Annotated in this window: 16 protein-coding genes; 9 read left to right on the top strand and 7 right to left on the bottom strand. The window is 72.3% G+C overall.

Annotation, left to right across the window (positions count from 1 at the left end):
- Positions 1-9: 9 nt before the first annotated feature.
- From R0145_RS11580 to R0145_RS11570, 3 genes are all read right to left on the bottom strand, one after another.
- Positions 10-2,238 carry a HelD family protein gene (locus R0145_RS11580; protein ID WP_411742117.1) on the bottom strand — a complete coding sequence of 743 codons (2,229 nt, stop codon included), beginning with the start codon at positions 2,236-2,238 and terminating at the stop codon, positions 10-12.
- A 119-nt stretch (positions 2,239-2,357) separates the two neighbouring features.
- Positions 2,358-3,743 (bottom strand): NAD(P)-binding protein, encoded by a 1,386-nt coding sequence (locus R0145_RS11575; protein WP_317836993.1) that lies wholly within the window; start codon positions 3,741-3,743, stop codon positions 2,358-2,360.
- On the bottom strand, positions 3,710-4,585 hold the full coding sequence (locus R0145_RS11570; protein ID WP_317836992.1) for a hypothetical protein: 876 nt from the start codon (positions 4,583-4,585) through the stop codon (positions 3,710-3,712). Before R0145_RS11570 ends, R0145_RS11575 begins: the two co-directional genes overlap by 34 nt.
- 225 nt (positions 4,586-4,810) lie before the next feature.
- Between R0145_RS11570 and R0145_RS11565 the strand changes: the two genes are divergently transcribed.
- The 3 genes from R0145_RS11565 (at position 4,811) to R0145_RS11555 (ending at position 6,679) form a co-directional block, all read left to right on the top strand.
- Complete coding sequence (locus R0145_RS11565) at positions 4,811-5,119, top strand: DUF6504 family protein (protein ID WP_317836991.1); 309 nt, start codon at positions 4,811-4,813, stop codon at positions 5,117-5,119.
- 141 nt (positions 5,120-5,260) lie between these two features.
- A complete protein-coding gene (locus tag R0145_RS11560; RefSeq protein ID WP_317836990.1) occupies positions 5,261-6,016 on the top strand; it encodes a methyltransferase domain-containing protein in 756 nt (251 codons plus the stop codon).
- A 276-nt stretch (positions 6,017-6,292) separates the two neighbouring features.
- A complete protein-coding gene (locus R0145_RS11555) occupies positions 6,293-6,679 on the top strand; it encodes a DUF3040 domain-containing protein (RefSeq protein WP_317836989.1) in 387 nt (128 codons plus the stop codon).
- 182 nt (positions 6,680-6,861) lie between these two features.
- On the opposite strand, the gene R0145_RS11550 is transcribed toward R0145_RS11555, so the two are convergent.
- The 3 genes from R0145_RS11550 to R0145_RS11540 are packed head-to-tail and all read right to left on the bottom strand — an operon-like array spanning position 6,862 to position 11,381.
- A complete protein-coding gene (locus tag R0145_RS11550) occupies positions 6,862-9,138 on the bottom strand; it encodes a transglutaminaseTgpA domain-containing protein (RefSeq protein WP_317836988.1) in 2,277 nt (758 codons plus the stop codon).
- Positions 9,135-10,457 (bottom strand): DUF58 domain-containing protein, encoded by a 1,323-nt coding sequence (locus tag R0145_RS11545; protein ID WP_317836987.1) that lies wholly within the window; start codon positions 10,455-10,457, stop codon positions 9,135-9,137. Before R0145_RS11545 ends, R0145_RS11550 begins: the two co-directional genes overlap by 4 nt.
- 3 nt (positions 10,458-10,460) lie before the next feature.
- Entirely contained in the window at positions 10,461-11,381 is a 921-nt protein-coding gene (locus tag R0145_RS11540; protein ID WP_317840226.1) for a MoxR family ATPase, read from the bottom strand.
- 79 nt (positions 11,382-11,460) lie between these two features.
- Between R0145_RS11540 and R0145_RS11535 the strand changes: the two genes are divergently transcribed.
- From R0145_RS11535 to R0145_RS11515, 5 genes are all read left to right on the top strand, one after another.
- Positions 11,461-11,694: a hypothetical protein gene (locus R0145_RS11535; RefSeq protein ID WP_317836986.1), complete on the top strand. Its 234-nt coding sequence runs from the start codon at positions 11,461-11,463 to the stop codon at positions 11,692-11,694.
- A gap of 81 nt (positions 11,695-11,775) precedes the next feature.
- A complete protein-coding gene (locus R0145_RS11530) occupies positions 11,776-11,991 on the top strand; it encodes a hypothetical protein (RefSeq protein WP_317836985.1) in 216 nt (71 codons plus the stop codon).
- Positions 11,992-12,315: 324 nt separating this feature from the next.
- Positions 12,316-12,744, top strand: coding sequence for a division/cell wall cluster transcriptional repressor MraZ (mraZ, locus tag R0145_RS11525; RefSeq protein WP_317836984.1), 429 nt, complete (start codon positions 12,316-12,318; stop codon positions 12,742-12,744).
- 326 nt (positions 12,745-13,070) lie between these two features.
- The gene (gene rsmH / locus R0145_RS11520) at positions 13,071-13,994 is read left to right on the top strand and encodes a 16S rRNA (cytosine(1402)-N(4))-methyltransferase RsmH (RefSeq protein WP_411742116.1); all 924 of its coding nucleotides are present in this window, start codon (positions 13,071-13,073) and stop codon (positions 13,992-13,994) included.
- A complete protein-coding gene (locus R0145_RS11515; RefSeq protein ID WP_317836982.1) occupies positions 13,991-14,572 on the top strand; it encodes a hypothetical protein in 582 nt (193 codons plus the stop codon). The genes rsmH and R0145_RS11515 overlap by 4 nt, the downstream gene beginning before the upstream one ends.
- On the opposite strand, the gene R0145_RS18450 is transcribed toward R0145_RS11515, so the two are convergent.
- Entirely contained in the window at positions 14,483-14,956 is a 474-nt protein-coding gene (locus R0145_RS18450) for a hypothetical protein (protein ID WP_411742115.1), read from the bottom strand. The genes R0145_RS11515 and R0145_RS18450 overlap by 90 nt on opposite strands.
- 143 nt (positions 14,957-15,099) lie before the next feature.
- Here R0145_RS18450 and R0145_RS11510 point away from each other — a divergent pair, with 143 nt between their 5' ends.
- Positions 15,100-16,824 carry a peptidoglycan D,D-transpeptidase FtsI family protein gene (locus R0145_RS11510; protein WP_411742114.1) on the top strand — a complete coding sequence of 575 codons (1,725 nt, stop codon included), beginning with the start codon at positions 15,100-15,102 and terminating at the stop codon, positions 16,822-16,824.
- The last annotated feature ends 50 nt before the right edge of the window (positions 16,825-16,874 follow it).

Here is a 16,874-nt window from a genome sequence, read left to right as displayed (position 1 = left end):
CGGACGGGCTCAGCGGGGCGTCCCCGGCAGCGCGGTGCGCCAGGCACCGGGCTCCAGCGGCGCCCCGTTCGGCACCAGGTCGACGGTCACCAGTCGCTGGGTCGGCCGGGTGAGCGCGACATAGAGGATCCGGATCCCGCCGATGTGCTCGGCGACGATCTCGTCGGGGGCGATCACGATCACCCCGTCGTACTCCAGACCCTTGGCCTGCAGGGTGTTGACCACCGCGATCCGGTCCCGGAGGACCTCGGCCAGGCCCAGCCCGTCGACCATCTCCTCGATGTCGTACAGCCGCGACGGCGGCGTGATGACCCCGATCGTCCCCTCGACCTGCCGGCCGAGCTCGTCGAGCACCCGCTCCAGGGTCTCGGACAGCTCACCGCGGTGGATCGTCCGCAGGTCGGGGGCGACGCCGGTGGAGCGGACGGCCCTCGGCAGATCCGCCTCGGGCACGTCCCGGGTGACCACCCGCGCCGCCAGGTCGAAGACCTCGGACGGGGACCGGTAGTTGGTGCTCATCCGGAACGTCCGCCGTTGGCCTAGCCCGACCAGCGCGTCGACCTCGGCGTCCAGCTCGTGGTGGTCCGGCCAGGAGCTCTGGGCCGGGTCCCCGACGATGGTCCAGGAGGCCTGCGCCCCGCGGCGGCGCAGCATCCGCCACTGCATCGGGGTGATGTCCTGCGCCTCGTCGACCAGCACATGGGCGTACGTCGCGAACCGGTCCGCGTACGGGTCCTCGGTGTGCCGGCGGGTGAGGCGGTCGGAGACCGTCACGATCTCCTGCACCGTGGCGCCGGCGGAGAGGAACAGCGGCTCGTCGGGGTCCTCGTCGAGCGGGGTGCCCAGCAGTGCGACCAGCTCGTCGAGCAGCGCCGCATCGGCGACCGACCAGTCCTCGTGGCCCTCCTCACCGAGTTCGGCGAAGGACTCCAGCAGGGTCCGCTGCTCCGCGGCGTCCAGGATGCCGTCGGCCACCCGGGCGACCACCTCCGGATAGGAGAGCCGGCGCAGCTCGCCGGTGGCATGCTGGGTGGGCCACCAGGTGTTGAGCGCCTCAAGGAACGCCGGATGGTCGGTGACCAGGTCGGGGAAGTCCTCCCGCTCGATGTCGTGGTCGGCCGGCATCAGGTCCCACAGCGCAGCCACCATCGCGTCACGGCCGGCCCGGCGGGCGTGGTTGGCCTTCGTCTGGCGGATCGTCTGCCGCCGCAGGCCGAGCAGCGTACGCCCGGTCAGCCGCAGCGCGTTGCCCTTGACGGTGAGCAGCAGGTCCCGGTCGAGCTTCGGCTGGTGACCGGTGCGGCCGATCACCTTCACGGTGGCCGGCACCTGGATCAGCCGGGTGAGCACGTCGACCATCCGGACCGACCCCTTGATCGCCGCCGCGGCGGAGGCATCCGTACGGTGTGCCTCGATCGGCAGCACGTCGGAGGGGATATTGCCCACCGACCGCAGCGTCACCGCGTCCTCGCCCAGTGACGGCAGCACCCGCTCGATGTAGGTCATGAACACGTCGGAGGGGCCGACGACGAGCACGCCGCCCTGCTCGAAGCGCCGTCGGTGGGTGTAGAGGAGGTAGGCGGCCCGGTGCAGCGCCACCACGGTCTTGCCGGTGCCGGGGCCGCCGGCGATGATCGTGACGCCCTGGTGCGGGGCCCGGATCGCCTCGTCCTGTTCGGCCTGGATGGTGGCGACGATGTCGCGCATCTGGTGGCCGCGGGCCCGGGTCAGGGCGGCCAGCAGTGCTCCCTCACCGATCACCGGCAGGTCCGCCCGCGCCGAGGCGCCGTCGAGCAGGTCGTCCTCGATGCCGATCACCCGGTCGTCGCGGCAGCGCAGCACGCGGCGGCGGATCACGTCCATCGGGTCGGCGGCAGTGGCTCGGTAGAAGGGCTCGGCGGCGCGGGCCCGCCAGTCGATCACCAACGGCTCGTAGTCATCGTCGTGGACCCCGATCCGACCGATGTAGTCGGTGTCGCCGTTGGTGAGGTCGAGCCGGCCGAAGACCAGGCCCTCATGCTCGGCCTCCAGGACCGCCAGCCGCCGGGCCGCCTGGTAGGCGAAGACATCCCGCTCGTAGACGCTGGTCGAGTCCTCCTCCCGGAGGTAGTCACCGCGGTCGCTGGTGTAGTGCGAGGCGCCTGCCTCAGCGGCACGCTGGGCGTCCTGGGTGGCGATGGCCAGGCGTACGTAGACCTTGTCCACGTGGGCCTGTTCGACGGCGAGCTCGCGGGCCAGGTCCGACGAGATGTCATGAGAAGTCAAGAGCGTTTCGTCCTTACCGGGAGTGACTCTCAAGTCTATCCCGACGGGTCGACGGCAGGTCGCCGCGGTCCGCCGCGGCACCGGTGGCCGGCTCACTGGTCCTTGTTCGACGGGTGGGTGTCCTGGCCGGTGAGGTCGAGGTGGGCGTCGTACGTGGCCAGGGCCGCGGACATCAGCACTCCCGCCAGGTCGTCGCCGCCGCGCCCCCACGGGCCGGCCGAGTACAGCCGCTCACCGAGCCGGACGGGCAGCCGGCGCAGCCACGACCCCGGCCCGTCCCAGCCGGGACCGGCGCCGGGGTCGGGGGTGGCGGCCCCCCAGTCGTGGACGAGGATCCGGTCCGTGGTGGCCCAGCTGACCGTACGGGCGGCGTGGTCGACGGTCTCGGCGACGCCGTGGCCCGGCGACATGGCCGGGAAGCCCGCCGGTGCCCCCTCGGCGGGTGCCGGGCCGGACGTGCGCCGGGGGCGCAGCACGGGGGCGAGGGTCCGCACCCGCCGGGCCGCCCGGGTGTGCAGGCCGTACGTCGCCACCGGGTCGTGCAGCCCCGTGGTGAGGATCACCGCGTCCGGGCGTGGTCCGGAGGGGAGCAGGTCGCGGACCGGTCCGGCCGCCAGCGAGCGCCCGTCCGGGTGTCGCGCCGATCCCCGGAACCTGATCGGCCGGTCACACCGGACGAGCTCGACGCCCCGGGTGGCCAACCGCGCCTCGAGCAGGTCGAGCAGCCGTTCGCTGCCGGCGGGCCGGCCGCGGTCGTCGACGATCATCCAGCGGCCGAAGGTACGCTCCACGTTCAGCCGGCTCGCGACGAAGGCCGGGGCCCGGACCGGGTCGTGGCCCTGCCGCCAGGCGCTCGCCTCGACCAGCGCGCGCAGATGGGGATGCGGCTGGGCGGCCGCCAGGTCGGCGACCGTCCGACCCCACATCAGCGTCCGCCGGTGGGCGCGCAGCTGGCGGCCGGACAGCAGGGAGGTCTCCAGTCCGAGCTGGCGGAGCTGATGCCAGACCGGCTCCAGGGAGTCCACCAGATCACGCCAGGACGCCGCGACGGGCTCCCCGTAGGCGGCGGCCATCCGGTGGAACTGCTCTCCCCGGTCACCGCCCAGGTCGAGCTCCGCGCCGTCGGCGAAGAGGTGCCGGGCCGGCGGGGCAGGCACCAGGTCGAGCCCGGCGCGGGCCAGTTCCGCCGGCAGGATGCGGCCCGACTTCTTGAACAGGTCGCGCCATGGTGCCGGCAGGGTGAGGACCTCCGGCAGCCGGCCCGGGCCGTCCGGGTGGTCGGGCCGCCAGTCGGCGCCGAGTCGCTCCGTCCGGTGCAGCAGCATCACCCGGTGGCCCCGCTTGGCCAGCCGGGCGGCCGCCGCCATCCCGGCCAGGCCACCACCGATGACCACGACGGACTGCCCGGTGCCGGGGCGACCGGACGCTCCGGGGGTGGCCCGGGTCACTTCAGTGCCGCGGTGACGGTCGCCACCCACAGCTCGGCGCCCTGTTGGGTCGGGCGGGCGCCGATCACCAGCTGGGTGAGCGGCACGGTGGCCTGGGCGAAGGCCGTATGGACGTCGACGGTGGGCAGTCCCAGCCGGTCGGCGGTGCGGGCGAGGTTCTTCATCCGGGTGTCCTGGAGACTCGTGGTGGCGGTCTCCGGGTTCTGTAGCATCACCAGGCCCAGCGGGGTCTGCTGGGCGGTGACCGCCTGCCACAGGGTGCTGACGTCGGTGTCGAAGGTCGCCGGGTCGTCCTGGTGGCCGAGGTTGAGGATCACGATGTCGGTGGGCTGCGGGTAGAGCTTGCCGAGGTCCGCGGTGTCCTTCGGGGCGGTCGCGCTCAGGTAGGAGGCGTTCCACACGTCGATGGTCGGCCCGTTGGTCGACAGCGTGCGTGGGGCGGTGTAGCCGCCGGTGCTCCGGCTGTACTCGTGGTAGACGACCGTGTGATCGGCGCCGAGGGTGTCGCGGGCCCAGAGGAACACCCAGCCGGCATCGCTGACGGAGGAGTCATCGCCGAGCACGGTGATGGACAGCGGCTGGCCGTCGGTGAGCCGGGCCTTGATCTGGCCGAGGCCCTGACGCCGCGCACCCGTCCCGGACGAGGCGTCGCCCGGGGACGGGGTGGCGGTCGCCGAGGCGTCGGGGGTCGCCGGGGAGGCGGCCGGTGTCCCGGCCGCGGTCACCGCGGCGGAGGGCGCTGCGGTGGCGGGATCCGCGGAGGCGGACCCACCGACTGCTCCGCCGGTCGCGAGTGCGGTGGCGGCCACGACGACGGCGACGACGACGGTCCCACTCAGGGCGAGGTTCTTGACGTTGTCACCGGGATGCATGGCTCCGATCGTACCCAGTGGTCCGGACACTGGTCCGCCGGCGAGCCGGCCGTGGGGTGCCGATGGGTACCGCTACGCCGGCCTCCCGAGGAGTGTCCGAGGGGAGCCCTACACTGCTTCTGGTCGAACAATTGTTCGATAAAATAGGGATCCGTCCGGTCCTCGAGGATCGGACGGACCGGACCTGAGGTGAACGGGCCGGACCTGAGGTGAGGGGAGCCGACGATGAGGACGTACGACGAGCCGATCGAGGCGTGTTTCGGTGCCGGCAGCTTCTCGACGCTGGAGGACGAACTTCCGGGGCTGCCGGCGGAGTTCCGCTGGCGGAGCCACACCTGGCGGATCCGGGAGGTCGAGGGCCACTGGGTGCTCGCGGATCCCCGGTGGGCGGGTGACCGGGTGGGGGTGCTGGCCGAGCAGCGCGACATCTGGCAGGTCCGGGCTCGCGATCCCTGGCAGGGGCGCGAGGGTGTCTTCCAGATCTACCGTCACCAGCACAGCGACCGATGGTCCCTGCTCGCGGTGCTGGACTGAAGAAGCTGTCGGACCGAAGGAGGTGACGCGACCCGCGAGCTGTGGCACTCCGGCCCGGGGAGTCCGGGACGATGAATGGGTGACTGGGTAGGCTCGGATCATCTGCACCACCGCGGTGCCTCTTCCGACGAAGGACTCGCCATGACCCGATCCGACCAGCCGACTGCGGTACCTCCCACCCTCGCAGTCGACAAGAAGCGTCGGTCCCTGGGCGGTCTCTTCACCCTGCGGGTGATCCTCGAGCATGCGCAGGTCTGGCAGGGGGATCGGCCTGCGGCGGACATCCGGATCGTCGACCTCGGCGGTGGCGCCGGGGGGATGGGAGTGCCGCTCGCCCGCGAGGGATACGACGTGACGGTCGTCGACCCGAGCCCCAACGCCCTCGCCTCCCTGCAGCGCCGGGCGGCGGAGGCAGGGTTGTCCGGCCGGCTCCGTGGGATCCAGGGCGACTCGTCCGACCTCGTCGACCTGATCGGGCCGGGGGCCGCTGATCTGGTCACCTGTCACGAGGTCCTCGACGTGGTCGAGGACAAGCCGGCGGCCATCCGGGCGATGGCCACGGTCCTGCGCCCCGGCGGGGCGGTCAGCCTGCTGGTCCGCCAACGCTACTCGCGGGTGATGCGCAAGGCGCTCACCGGCAACTTCGCGGAGGCCCGGGCGGCCCTCGCCGATCCCGCCCGACTCGACCAGAGGCGGATCCGGGTCCTGCTGGAGGACGCAGGCTTCACCGTGGTCGAGACCCGGGGAATCGGCGCCGTGCTCGGCGCGGTGAACGAGGAATTCCTCGACGTTCCGGGTGCCCGGTCCGAGTTGCTCGCCCTGGAGGACGAGATCAGTCGTACGCCGGACATGTGGTCACTGGCGACGCAGTTGCACGTCCTCGCCGCTCTCGGCTGACCCGCCGCGCTCCGCTGCGCCGCCGGGTCGGAACCAGGCCGCCGGGTCGGAACCAGGCCGCCAGGTCGGAACCAAACCGGCGGGGGACCCCGGCGGTGCCGTCCGCGCGTCACACGCCGGACCGTTCCGGGCCGCCGCGTGGTGGTCCCGTTAGGCTGGGGATCCGCGATGTCGTTCCGGTACGGCGTGGCGGGCACTAAACTGTAGTCAGAAGGCACCGGGGGGCGGCGATCGCCGTTCCTCGCAAGCACCCCAATAGGACGGTCGGAGGTAGTGGTGGCCCTGTCAGAACACGAGCAGCGGCTGCTCGAACAGATGGAAGCTGCCTTTGCCGCCGAGGATCCCAAGCTCGCGGACACCCTCAGCGGCAATAGCGGACGACGCCTCGAGACCCGTCTGGCCATTGGTGCCGGTCTCGCTTTCGTCGTCGGCGTCGTTCTGCTGTTGGTCGGTATCAGCGTCCCGCATCTCTGGCTGATCAGTGTGTTGGGTTTCCTGGTCATGCTCACCGCCACGGTCGTGGGGCTGAGCGCATGGCAGAAGCAGGATGCCCTCTCCCGGCGCAAAGGGCGCACCAAGGTGCGGGTGAGTGCTGATGACCGGCGGATCATGAACAAGTTCGAGGAACGGTGGAATCGTCGCCAGGAGGGCAACGATCAGTGATCGTGTGCCGGGTACACCGGCCGACGAGGATCCACCCGAAGACGTAGAGCGTACGGTGACCTGAGCACCGTACGCTGCGCGTGGCGTCCCGTCGGGATCCCATCCCGGGCCCGGCGGGACGTTTGCGATGCCCTGACCACCCCTGCGCCCTGACCACCCCTGCGTCAGGATCGGCCCGCGCGTCAGGATCGGCCGGCGCGCCTCCGGGCGACCATCGCCGCCACCCGGGCCCGTAGCGCCGACCAGGTCAGCGCCTGTCCGAGGGCCTGCCACCACGACCTCGGCCACCACTCGCCGATCAGTCTGGCGTCCCATCCCTTGTCGGCCCGCAGGCCGTCGCGGATGGTCCCCACCAGCGCGGCCAGGTCGCCGGAGTGCACCGCGTCCAGCGCGTAGCGGGACCGCTCGACCTGCCGGGACAGGGTGACCAGCGCCACGCCGGCGTCCTCCGGAAGCACCACGGCGGCCTGCTTGCCGGCGGCCCGCGGTGAATCCGAGGGCCAGGTGTAGCCGTAGTCCACGAAGCTGTCCCGGACCTCGGCCCAGGCGGCGTCGACCGCCTGCTGGGACGCGTCCAGGGCGCTGCCCGCCGACGGGGCCAGCCGATGCGTACGCAGCCGGCGGCGGAGCAGCCCGGGCAGGGCGAGGACGCCGGTGACCAGGGCCAGCAGCACGATCGCCACCCCGATCCGGGCGAGGATCGCCAGGACGTCCACCACGGGCTTCGCCGGGGTCACCGGGACGGGCGAGGCCGAGGCGGTGGCCGACGGGACGGCGGTCGGCTCCGGGGTGGCCGATTCTGCCGGCGTCGGGGTGGGTGACGCGGTCGGCTGTTCCGGAGCGGTCATCGTCCAGGCCGGCGGCACAGCCACCCCCGGGGTCGGCTCGAACCGCACCCAGCCGACGCCCTCGAAGTAGAGCTCCGGCCAGGCGTGCATCTCGTGCATGGTGACGGTGTACCCGTCGCCGGACCTGGTGCCGGGCAGCCAGCCGACGGCCACCCGGGAGGGGATCCCGACGACCCTGGCCATCGCCGCCATCGCCCCGGCGAACTGTTCGCAGTAGCCCTTGTGGTCCTGCAGCAGGAAGCGCTTCAACGCGTCGTAGCCGGTGCCCGGCTGGGGCTCCAGGCTGTAGCTGAACGGGTCGCTGCGGAGGAACTTCTGGATCGCCGCCGCCTTCAGCGCCGGGGTCGGCTCGGACTGGGTGATCTTCAGGGTCAGGTCGACGATCTCCTGCGGCATGTCCTGCGGCACGGTGGCGGTGAGGTTCGCGTCGCTCGGCTGCCCGGCCATCGCCGTGGAGAGGGTGGCGCCGTCCGGGGTCGGATCGATGCTCGTGACGTCGTACGACAGATTGCGGGTGGCTGCCGTACGGTCCTGGCCGGTGGCGACCACGACGAGCGAGTCGGTGCCGTAGGCCCATTGTCCGGCGGCGTCGAACCGCTTCGGGGCGTACGGCAGCGGCAGGTACTCCGACCGGAAGTCGCCGATCTTCACCTGGGTACGGATGTCCTGGCCAGGAGTGTCCTGGCCAGGGGGAGCGGGCAGCGTGTTGCCCTGGGTGAGGTGGAACGATGCGTTCTGCCAGCCCTTGCTGTCGAAGACCGACAGCGACGCCATCCGCAGGTACTCCCCGTCGGGGGCGGTGGTGGTGTACGTCAGCACCTCGGTGTCGGCGGGCTGGGACAGGTTGCGCCGCATGTCGAGCATCGGGTCGGCGAGCTGGACCGGGCCGGTGTCCTGGTTGAGCTGCCCGCCGTTCAACTGGTGGGTCGGCGGCAACGGGACGACCAGACCGACGAGCAGGGTCAGCGCGAGCGCGGCGGCCGCGACCACGGCGCCCATCCGCACCGCCAACGGCGTGATCCGCCCGGTGAGCCGTACGGTCCGCTCCAGGTGGCGCGGCCACCTCTCGGCGGAGTTGATCCCGTCGGCCAGCAGGATCCACAGGTAGCCGATCGCCACCACGACGACCGTCCACCAGGGGATGTCGCGCAGCAGGCCGACCGCGCCGATGAGGTAGAGGGTGAGGGAGGGCAGGATGGCCCAGGCGGGCCGGTCGACGCCCTCGGCCAGCAGGTCGGTGAGCACCGTCGTGACGCCGACCGTGGCCACCAGGAGCATCGTCAGGCCGGGGTTCGCGATCATCGGCGTGGTGTGGGTGGCCATGTGTCGCACGCCCTCGGCGAACAGGCCCGGCATCCCCTGGCCGGGCACGGCCAGGGACAGCGAGATCGCGAAGAGGTAGACCGCCAGCAGCACCAGCTGGGCCGGGAAGACGATCCCGTCGTGCACCCGCAGCCGGCGCAACCCCAGGCCGATGCCGCCGATCAGCACCGCGAGCGGGATCGCGCTGATCAGGTACGACGGGTCCTGGGTGAACGGCAGCAGGATCAAAGACGAGAGGACCGAGGCACCGATGATCGCTCCGCCGGTCCGGTCGAGGGGGCGGATCACAGTAGCTCTCCCATCCGCGACATCCGCGCCCACGCGTCGTCGACGGTCATCTCCGAGGTCACCCGGACGACCCGCCAGCCGGCGTCCTGCAGCAGCGCGACCGCCCGGTCGTGGTCTGCGAGGACCGCTGCGGGCGTACGGTCGACGCCGGTCCGGCCGGCTGTTTCCGGGCGGTCCGCACCGTCCGCGGTGTCCGCCCAGCCGTCGACGTCCAGCACCCAGGCCATCGCGTACGCCTGGTTGCGGTGCATCTCGACCAGCTGCGCGGCGTCGGCGGAGGACATCAGGCCCAGCACGGCGATCGTCATCTGTGAGCCGACCCCCCGCAGGGTTGCCTCCGCGGCGCGGCTCAGGTCGGTGCTGTCCGCGAGCGTGACGTCGGTCAGCTGGGCGATCGCCTCCCGCCGGCTGGTCGCCTTGCCGAGGTCACCCAGCTGGGGGTCGGCCAGCGGACCGTCGGCGCCGAACAGGGTGATCGCATAGCCCTCGGTCAGGAAGTGCACTGCCAGGGAGGCCGTCAGGGACACCGCCCATTCGAACGAGCCCCGCGGCCCACTGCCGCGGTGGGCCTGTTCGCGGGAGTCGAGCAGCACCGTGGCGCTGGGGTCCCAGGCCTGCTCCTCCTGGCGCACCATCAGTTCGCCGTGGCGGGCGGTGGAGCGCCAGTGGATCCGCCGGACGTCGTCGCCCCGGACATACTCGCGGACCAGGATGTCGTCCTGTCCGGACAGGCCGAGCCGCTGCGGCCGCGCCTCACCGGTGCTGCCGGTACCACCGGCGTTGCCCATCGAGTCGAGCGGGACGATCCGCGGCGTCACCATCACCTCGCTGGTCGCGTTGAACCGGCGGTCGAGCGCGGCCATCCCGAACGGGTCGGACACCCGCACCAGCAACGGGCCGGTGCGGAACCGGCCGCGCTGGCTGCCGGTGAGGGTGTAGCTCACCTCCCGGCTCCACTCCGCGGCGAGGTTCTGCAGCGTGAACCGGGGCCGTGGCCCCAACGCCGGGGGCACCTGGTCCTCGAACCGCAGCACCCCCACCGGCAGCTTGCCGTGCCGGTCGAGGGCGAGGGTGCCGGTCATCTGCTCCCCGATCGCTGCCCGGCCCGGGGCGACCTTGCGCTCACAGGAGAGCTTCAGCCGGGTCCGGTCCACGAAGACCGCCGCGGCCAACGGGAGGAACAGCAGGAGCAGCCCGAGCAGCAACGCGTCGCGCTGGCCGAACAGAACGGACACAGCGGCGAGCACGGCACCGACGACGAAGGTCACCTTGCCGCGGAGCGTCATCAGGACCCAGGGATTGCGCAACTCCAGGCGCATCAATCAGCTCCGGTCGGGGATCGGGACCGACCGTACGCAACTGCCGATGATGTCCTCGACGGAGCGCTGGGCCAGCTGGGCCTCGGTGGAGGCGAGCACCCGATGGGCCAGCACCGGGACGGCGAGGGCCGCAACATCATCGGGGGTGATGTAGTCACGCCCCGAGATCGCCGCCAGGGCCCGGCAGGCGCGCAGCAGCTGCAGGCTGGAGCGAGGCGAGGCGCCGAGCCGCAGGTCCCGGGTCGACCGGGTCGCACCGACCACCTGGACGATGTAGCGCTCCAATGCCGGGGCGACGTACACCGTGCCGACCGCCTGGACGAGACCGCTGATCGTCTGCCCGTCGGTCACCGGCTTCAGGTCGGCCAGCGGCGGGCGGCCGCCGTGGTTGCGCAGCATCGCCACCTCGGCGTCCTCGGCCGGGTAGCCCATCTCGATCCGGGCCATGAACCGGTCACGCTGGGCCTCGGGGAGGGGATAGGTGCCCTCCATCTCGATCGGGTTCTGGGTCGCGATCACCATGAAGGGGCTGGGCAGCTTGTAGGTGGTGCCGTCCGCCGAGACCTGGCGCTCCTCCATCGCCTCCAGCATGGCCGACTGGGTCTTGGGTGAGGCCCGGTTGATCTCGTCGCCGAGGACGATGTTGGCGAAGATGCCGCCCTGCTTGAACTCGAACGCCCGGGTGGCCTGGTTGTAGATGGACACCCCGGTGATGTCGGTCGGCAGCAGGTCGGGGGTGAACTGCACCCGGTTGACCCGGCAGTCGATGGCCCGGCCGAGGGCCTTGGCGAGCATGGTCTTGCCGACCCCGGGGACGTCCTCCAGCAGCAGGTGGCCCTCGGCGAGCATCACCACCAGGGCGGTGTCGATCGCACCTCGTTTGCCCTCGATGACGGTCTCCACGGCGTCACGGACCCGCCCCATCACGGCCGCGACGTCGGCCAGGGTGTGGGTGCCCGCGGCGGCCGGCACGGCGGGCCGGGATCCGGTTGGGTACCCCGCGGTGGCCCGGGTCGTGGTGCTGCTCGGATACGTGGAGGTGGTGGGCCGGCCGGCGCCGGTGGGTGGGGTGCCGCCGGCGGGTCGGGCGGTGCTGCCGGTCTGGCGGGGCGCGCCGGCCTGCGGCGCCGGGGAGGGCTGCTGCGCCGAGGAGTACCCGGTGCCGGTCGGCCGGGCGGCACCGGCCGACCGGCTCGCACTCGTCTGGAACGTCGGTGCTGTCGCGCCGGAACCGTAGGGGGTCGCCGACGGTGGGCTGTTCAGTCGGCCCGCGGACGACCCGGTCGGCGCCGTCCGCCCGGAGGCGGACGCCGGAGAGGTGAAGCGACTCGATGGTGGGGTCGCGGACCCGGCGGAGGTCGGCGTCCACGGCGCCGCCGGGGTGGCGGAGCGTTGCGGAGCGGGGGTGGCCGAGCGCTGCGGGGCAGGGCTCGCCGACCACGGGGATGCCGGGGCCGCGGAGCGCTGCGGGTTCGGGCTGGCCGAGCGCTGGGGAGCCGGGGACGCCGAGCGCTGCGGGGCTGGCTGCCCCTGATCGCCGAACGGGGTGGAGCTCACTGTGCCTCCCAGGGTCGTGACTTGTGTCGCCCACTCACCCTACATGCCCGGCCCGTGCCGGAACCCGCCCCGATTCCGCCTCCCAGGGCCGTCGCCGCGGCCACGACGGCGGGCCGACACGCCGGAGCATCTCGCTGTTCCGGCCGGGAAGCCGCCCGCATCCGGTCACCCATCGGCGGGGACCGGCGGGGGGAAGGTGGGGAAAGGTGGAGCGGAAGGGTGGCTGGGTGGAGGGAAATGGCATAAGGTGGGGGAAAGTGGAGGGCAGTGGTCCAGAAGGTCGGGTCAGGGGGTGGCCGAAATGTTCCTCGGCACATTCACCCCGAAACTCGACGAGAAGGGCCGCTTCGTCCTACCGGCGAAGTTCCGCGAGGAGCTCCAGAACGGGATCGTCGTGGCCCGGTCGCAGGATCGGTGTCTCACGATCGAGACCGTCGAGGCGTTCACCGCACGGACGAAGGAGTTGGCAGACGCCCCGATGACGGTCCGACAGGTCCGCGAGTACCAGCGCATGCTGGCCGCGACAGCCTTCGACCAGGTCCCTGACAAGCAGGGACGCGTGACGATCCCGTCGAACCTGCGCGCCTACGCAGGGCTCGACAAGGACATCGTCGTCACCGGAGTGATCAACCGGCTCGAGATCTGGGACGCCGCCGCGTGGGAGGAGTACTCCACCGAGCACGAATCGGCGTTCGCCGAGATGAACGAAGAAGTTTTCCCGGGGGCCTAGGCCGCCGGGGGATCGGGACAGGCCGTACGGTCCGGCCCCGACCCGAGGGGTGAGCACCCTGACACAACTTCCCCTGTGTCAGGTGGCACTTCCCGCACCTCTCGGGTCGGAACCAGGTCGTACGGCCCTCCGCGTCGAGGGCGCGGAACGACACGAGCGAGGGCAACCGAAGGGCAGGACCGGACACCATGGCTTCGACGCGGCGACCCGACGTGACCCCTGATGACGACGCAACCCCCGATCGCGACGCGGCCGCCGGCGAGGCGACCCCCGATGGCGCGGCCGAGGCCGGCCGGACCCGCCCCGAGGCGGTGCACCTCCCGGTGATGCGTGACCGGATCGTCGCCCTGCTGGCCCCGGCACTGGAACGCCCGGGGTCGGTCCTCGTCGACTGCACGCTCGGCCTCGGCGGCCACACCGCCGCACTGCTCGACGCCTGCCCCGGTGCGCGGGTGGTCGGGCTGGACCGGGACCCCGACGCGTTGGCGACCGCGGGGGAGCGCCTCGCCCGCTACGGCGACCGGGTGACCCGGGTCCGGGCGGTCTACGACGAGATCGGGACGGTCCTGGCCGACCTGGGGATCGCCCGCGTCGAGGCGGTGCTGGCGGACCTGGGGCTCTCCTCGCTGCAGATCGATGCCCGCGACCGCGGGTTCGCGTACGCCGTGGACGCCCCCCTCGACATGCGGATGGGGCAGGAGGGGCCGACCGCCGCCGACGTCGTCAACACCTACCCGGCACCACAGTTGGCCCGGATCCTGTCCCGGTACGGCGAGGAGAGGTTCGCCGGCCGGATCGCCCGGGCCATCGTCGCGGCGCGGGAGGAGGCGCCGTTCATCACCTCGGCCCGACTGGTCGAGGTGATCGCCGGGGCGATCCCGGCGGCGGCCCGGCACACCGGGGGCCACCCCGCGAAACGCACCTTCCAGGCGCTGCGGATCGAGGTGAACCGCGAGCTCGAGGCACTGGAGGGGATGCTCCCCGCCGCGCTGGACAGCCTCGCGGTGGACGGGCGGATCGCTGTGCTCGCCTACCACTCGCTGGAGGACCGGCTGGTGAAGCATGCCCTCCGCGACGTCTCCACCAGCCGGGCCCCGCGGGACCTGCCCGTCGTGCCCGACGAACTGCAACCCACCTTCACCCTGCTGACCAAGGGGGCCGAAAGGCCCTCCGACGAGGAGATCGCCACCAACCCGCGCGCCGCCTCGGCGCGACTACGAGCCGCCCGACGTATCAAGGAGTCCCGATGAGTGCCCTGCTCTCCCCGGCCGCCTGGGGGTCCCGTACCGGTTTCGCGGCAGCCGCCCAACGGCGGCGTGCCCAGCTGCAGGTGGTCCCGCGGCTCGCCGCCAGGATCTCCCAGCGATCCTTCTGGACGCTGCTGATCGGTGTCGTCGTGGTCGGCACCACGCTGCTGCTGATGCTCAACGTCACCCTGCAGAACCAGGCCTTCCAGCTGCGGACGCTGGCCGCGCAGGAACAGGTCCTCACGAACGAGCAGGCCGACCTGCAACAGCAGCTCGCCCGCACCTCGTCGTCGGCGCAGCTGGCCCAGCGCGCCGTCGACATGGGCATGGTCCCGGACACCACGCCGGGGTTCGTGACGGTGCCCAGCGGCACGGTGGCGGGCGACGCCAAGCCGGCGACCGGCGGTGGTCCGTACGCCGGGCTGAAGTCCCAGGCCACGACGGCCGCCCAGCCGCAGCCCTCCAGCCAGCCTTCCGCGCAGTCCTCCGCGTCACCGGAGGCCGCGGCGTCCTCCGCAGCGTCGGGGTCCCCGTCCCCGTCCACGCCGACCCCACAACCCGTCGCACCGACCCAGGGGTGATGACCATGCCGGAGAACCGCCGCCGCAGCGCCGACCGCGACCAACCGCCCCGGGGACGCCCCCGGGACGCCGATCGCGACCGTGGGCGCAGCGCCGACCGTGCGGACCGCCGGCCGGCCCCGGCCGGACAGGGCCGCTCGGCCCGGCCCGCCCCGGCTCCCGGGACCCGGCACCACGACGGCGCCCGGCGTGACAGCGGGACCCGTCCCGGCACCGCCGATCGCGGCCGGCCCACCTCGCGCCGCGCCGCCGCAGTCGACCGCACCACGGCGGCCACCCGGGTCCCGGGGACCCGTGGTGGCTCCGACCGTCGGTCGGCGGGGGAGCACCGCCGCACCGAGCGGCCGCGCACGGATCAGCGCCGTGCAGATCAGCGCCGTGCAGATCAGCGCCGTGCAGATCAGCGTCGCGCGGACCAGCACCGAGCCGGCCGGCACCGGGCGGGCACCGACGCGCCCCGACGGTTCTCGCTGCAGGCGCTGCTCCGCAAGCCCCTCGGCCGGGGCCGCACCCCCGGCCGGATCAAGGTGCTGGTCGTCCTGGTCGTCTGCGCCACGCTCTTCTCCAGCGCCCGGCTGGTCCAGATCCAGGGCCTCGACCCGCAGGCGTACGCCGCCCAGGCAGCCTCCCTGGTCAAGCGCAGCCAGCCGCTGCCCGCGGTCCGGGGGACGATCACCGACCGCAACGGCCAGGTGCTCGCCGAGTCCAGCCCGGCGGTCGACATCACCGCCGACCCGACGGCCACCGGCCCGCACGCCGATGCCATCGCGGCGATCCTGGCCAAGTACCTGGGCGGCAACGCATCCGACTATCTGGAGCCGCTCACCCGGGCGAACACCCGCTACGCGATGATCAAGCGCCAGGTGCCGGCCCACACGTACGACCTGATCCGGGCCGACCTGGCCACCGCCGGGGACAACAAGCAGTACGCGGGGGGGATCTGGACCTCGACGAACTCCATCCGCAGCTACCCGGGCGGTTCCGTCGCCTCGAACGTGGTGGGCGTCCTCAAGCAGGACGACGACGGTGTCTACCGCAGCGGCGCGTACGGCTTCGAGTACGCCCAGGACAAGCAGTTGGCCGGCAAGGACGGCGTGGAGGTCTACCAGAGCTCCCCGGCCGGCACGAAGATCCCGCTGGGCACCAACGAGATCACCCCCGCGGAGAACGGGGTCAGCTACCAGCTGACCCTGGACTCGGAGCTGCAGTGGACCGCCGAACAGTCGCTGAAGAAGGTCGTCGACGCCAGCAAGGCCCACTTCGGGTACGCCATCGTGATGAACATCAAGACCGGCGAGATCCTCGCGATGGCCAACTACCCGTCGTTCGACTCCTCGGACCTGAAGAACGCCAAGGCCGACAACATGGGCAACCGGGCGATCAGCGACTCCCTGGAGCCGGGCTCGGTGGAGAAGGTGCTGACCTTCGCCGCCCTCGCCGACGGTGGCTGGATCACCCCCGACACCCAGGTGTACGTGCCCTCCACGCTCAAGTCTGCCGACCTGACCATCAACGACTCGGAGTCCCACGGCGACCTGCGGCTCACCGCCAGCGGGGTGCTCGCCCAGTCCTCCAACATCGGCACCGTGCAGCTGGCCCGGCAGATGCCCAAGGCCGACCTGATCAGCCACCTGCAGAGCTTCGGGCTCGGCCAGCAGACCGGTGTCGAGCTGCCGGGCGAAGCGTCCGGCTGGGCCCCGAAGTCCACCCTGGCGGACTACTCCCGCGACCAGGTGGCCTTCGGCCAGGGCCTGTCGGTGACCGGCCTGCAGCTCGCGGCCGCGGTCGCCGGGATCCTCAACGACGGGGTCTACAACACCCCGACCATCGTGAAGTCGGCCACCGACGCGGACGGCAAGACGGTCGCCCTCGACCGGCCGCAGCCCCGGCGGGTGATCAGCGAGCAGGCCTCCCGGACGGTCACCCAGATGATGGAGGCGGTCACCGGCAGCGGCGGCACCGGCGCGCAGATGGCCCTGCCCGGCTACCGTTCCGTCGGCAAGACCGCGACCGCGCAGCGCTACGACCAGACCTCCGGCAAGTACGTCGGCTACACCGCCGGCTACATCGGCGCCGCCCCGGCCGAGGATCCGCAGATCCTCACCTACGTCGTGGTGGACAACCCGGTCAACGGCCACTACGGCTCCACCGTCGCCGGCCCGGCGTACAAGGAGATCATGCAGTACGCCCTGCCGCGCTACGGCGTGCTGCCGTCGACCACCAAGGCCCCCGTCGCCAAGCTCGACTGGTGAGGATGCCACATGCCGTACGTCCCCGCCGACCACTGGTCGGATCGCGTCGG

The sequence above is a fragment of the Raineyella sp. W15-4 genome (genome assembly GCF_033170155.1).
GTDB lineage: Bacteria > Actinomycetota > Actinomycetes > Propionibacteriales > Propionibacteriaceae > Raineyella.
This window is presented reverse-complemented; position numbering and strand designations above follow the sequence as displayed.

Bases quoted from the DNA above. Each gene is read 5' to 3' on its own strand.
- R0145_RS11570 (WP_317836992.1), bottom strand. From the start codon at position 4,585: ATGCATCCCGGTGACAACGTCAAGAACCTCGCCCTGAGTGGGACCGTC.
- R0145_RS11565 (WP_317836991.1), top strand. From the start codon at position 4,811: ATGAGGACGTACGACGAGCCGATCGAGGCGTGTTTCGGTGCCGGCAGC.
- R0145_RS11560 (WP_317836990.1), top strand. From the start codon at position 5,261: ATGACCCGATCCGACCAGCCGACTGCGGTACCTCCCACCCTCGCAGTC.
- R0145_RS11545 (WP_317836987.1), bottom strand. From the start codon at position 10,457: ATGCGCCTGGAGTTGCGCAATCCCTGGGTCCTGATGACGCTCCGCGGC.
- R0145_RS11540 (WP_317840226.1), bottom strand. From the start codon at position 11,381: ATGGGGCGGGTCCGTGACGCCGTGGAGACCGTCATCGAGGGCAAACGA.
- mraZ (WP_317836984.1), top strand. From the start codon at position 12,316: ATGTTCCTCGGCACATTCACCCCGAAACTCGACGAGAAGGGCCGCTTC.
- rsmH (WP_411742116.1), top strand. From the start codon at position 13,071: ATGCGTGACCGGATCGTCGCCCTGCTGGCCCCGGCACTGGAACGCCCG.
- R0145_RS11515 (WP_317836982.1), top strand. From the start codon at position 13,991: ATGAGTGCCCTGCTCTCCCCGGCCGCCTGGGGGTCCCGTACCGGTTTC.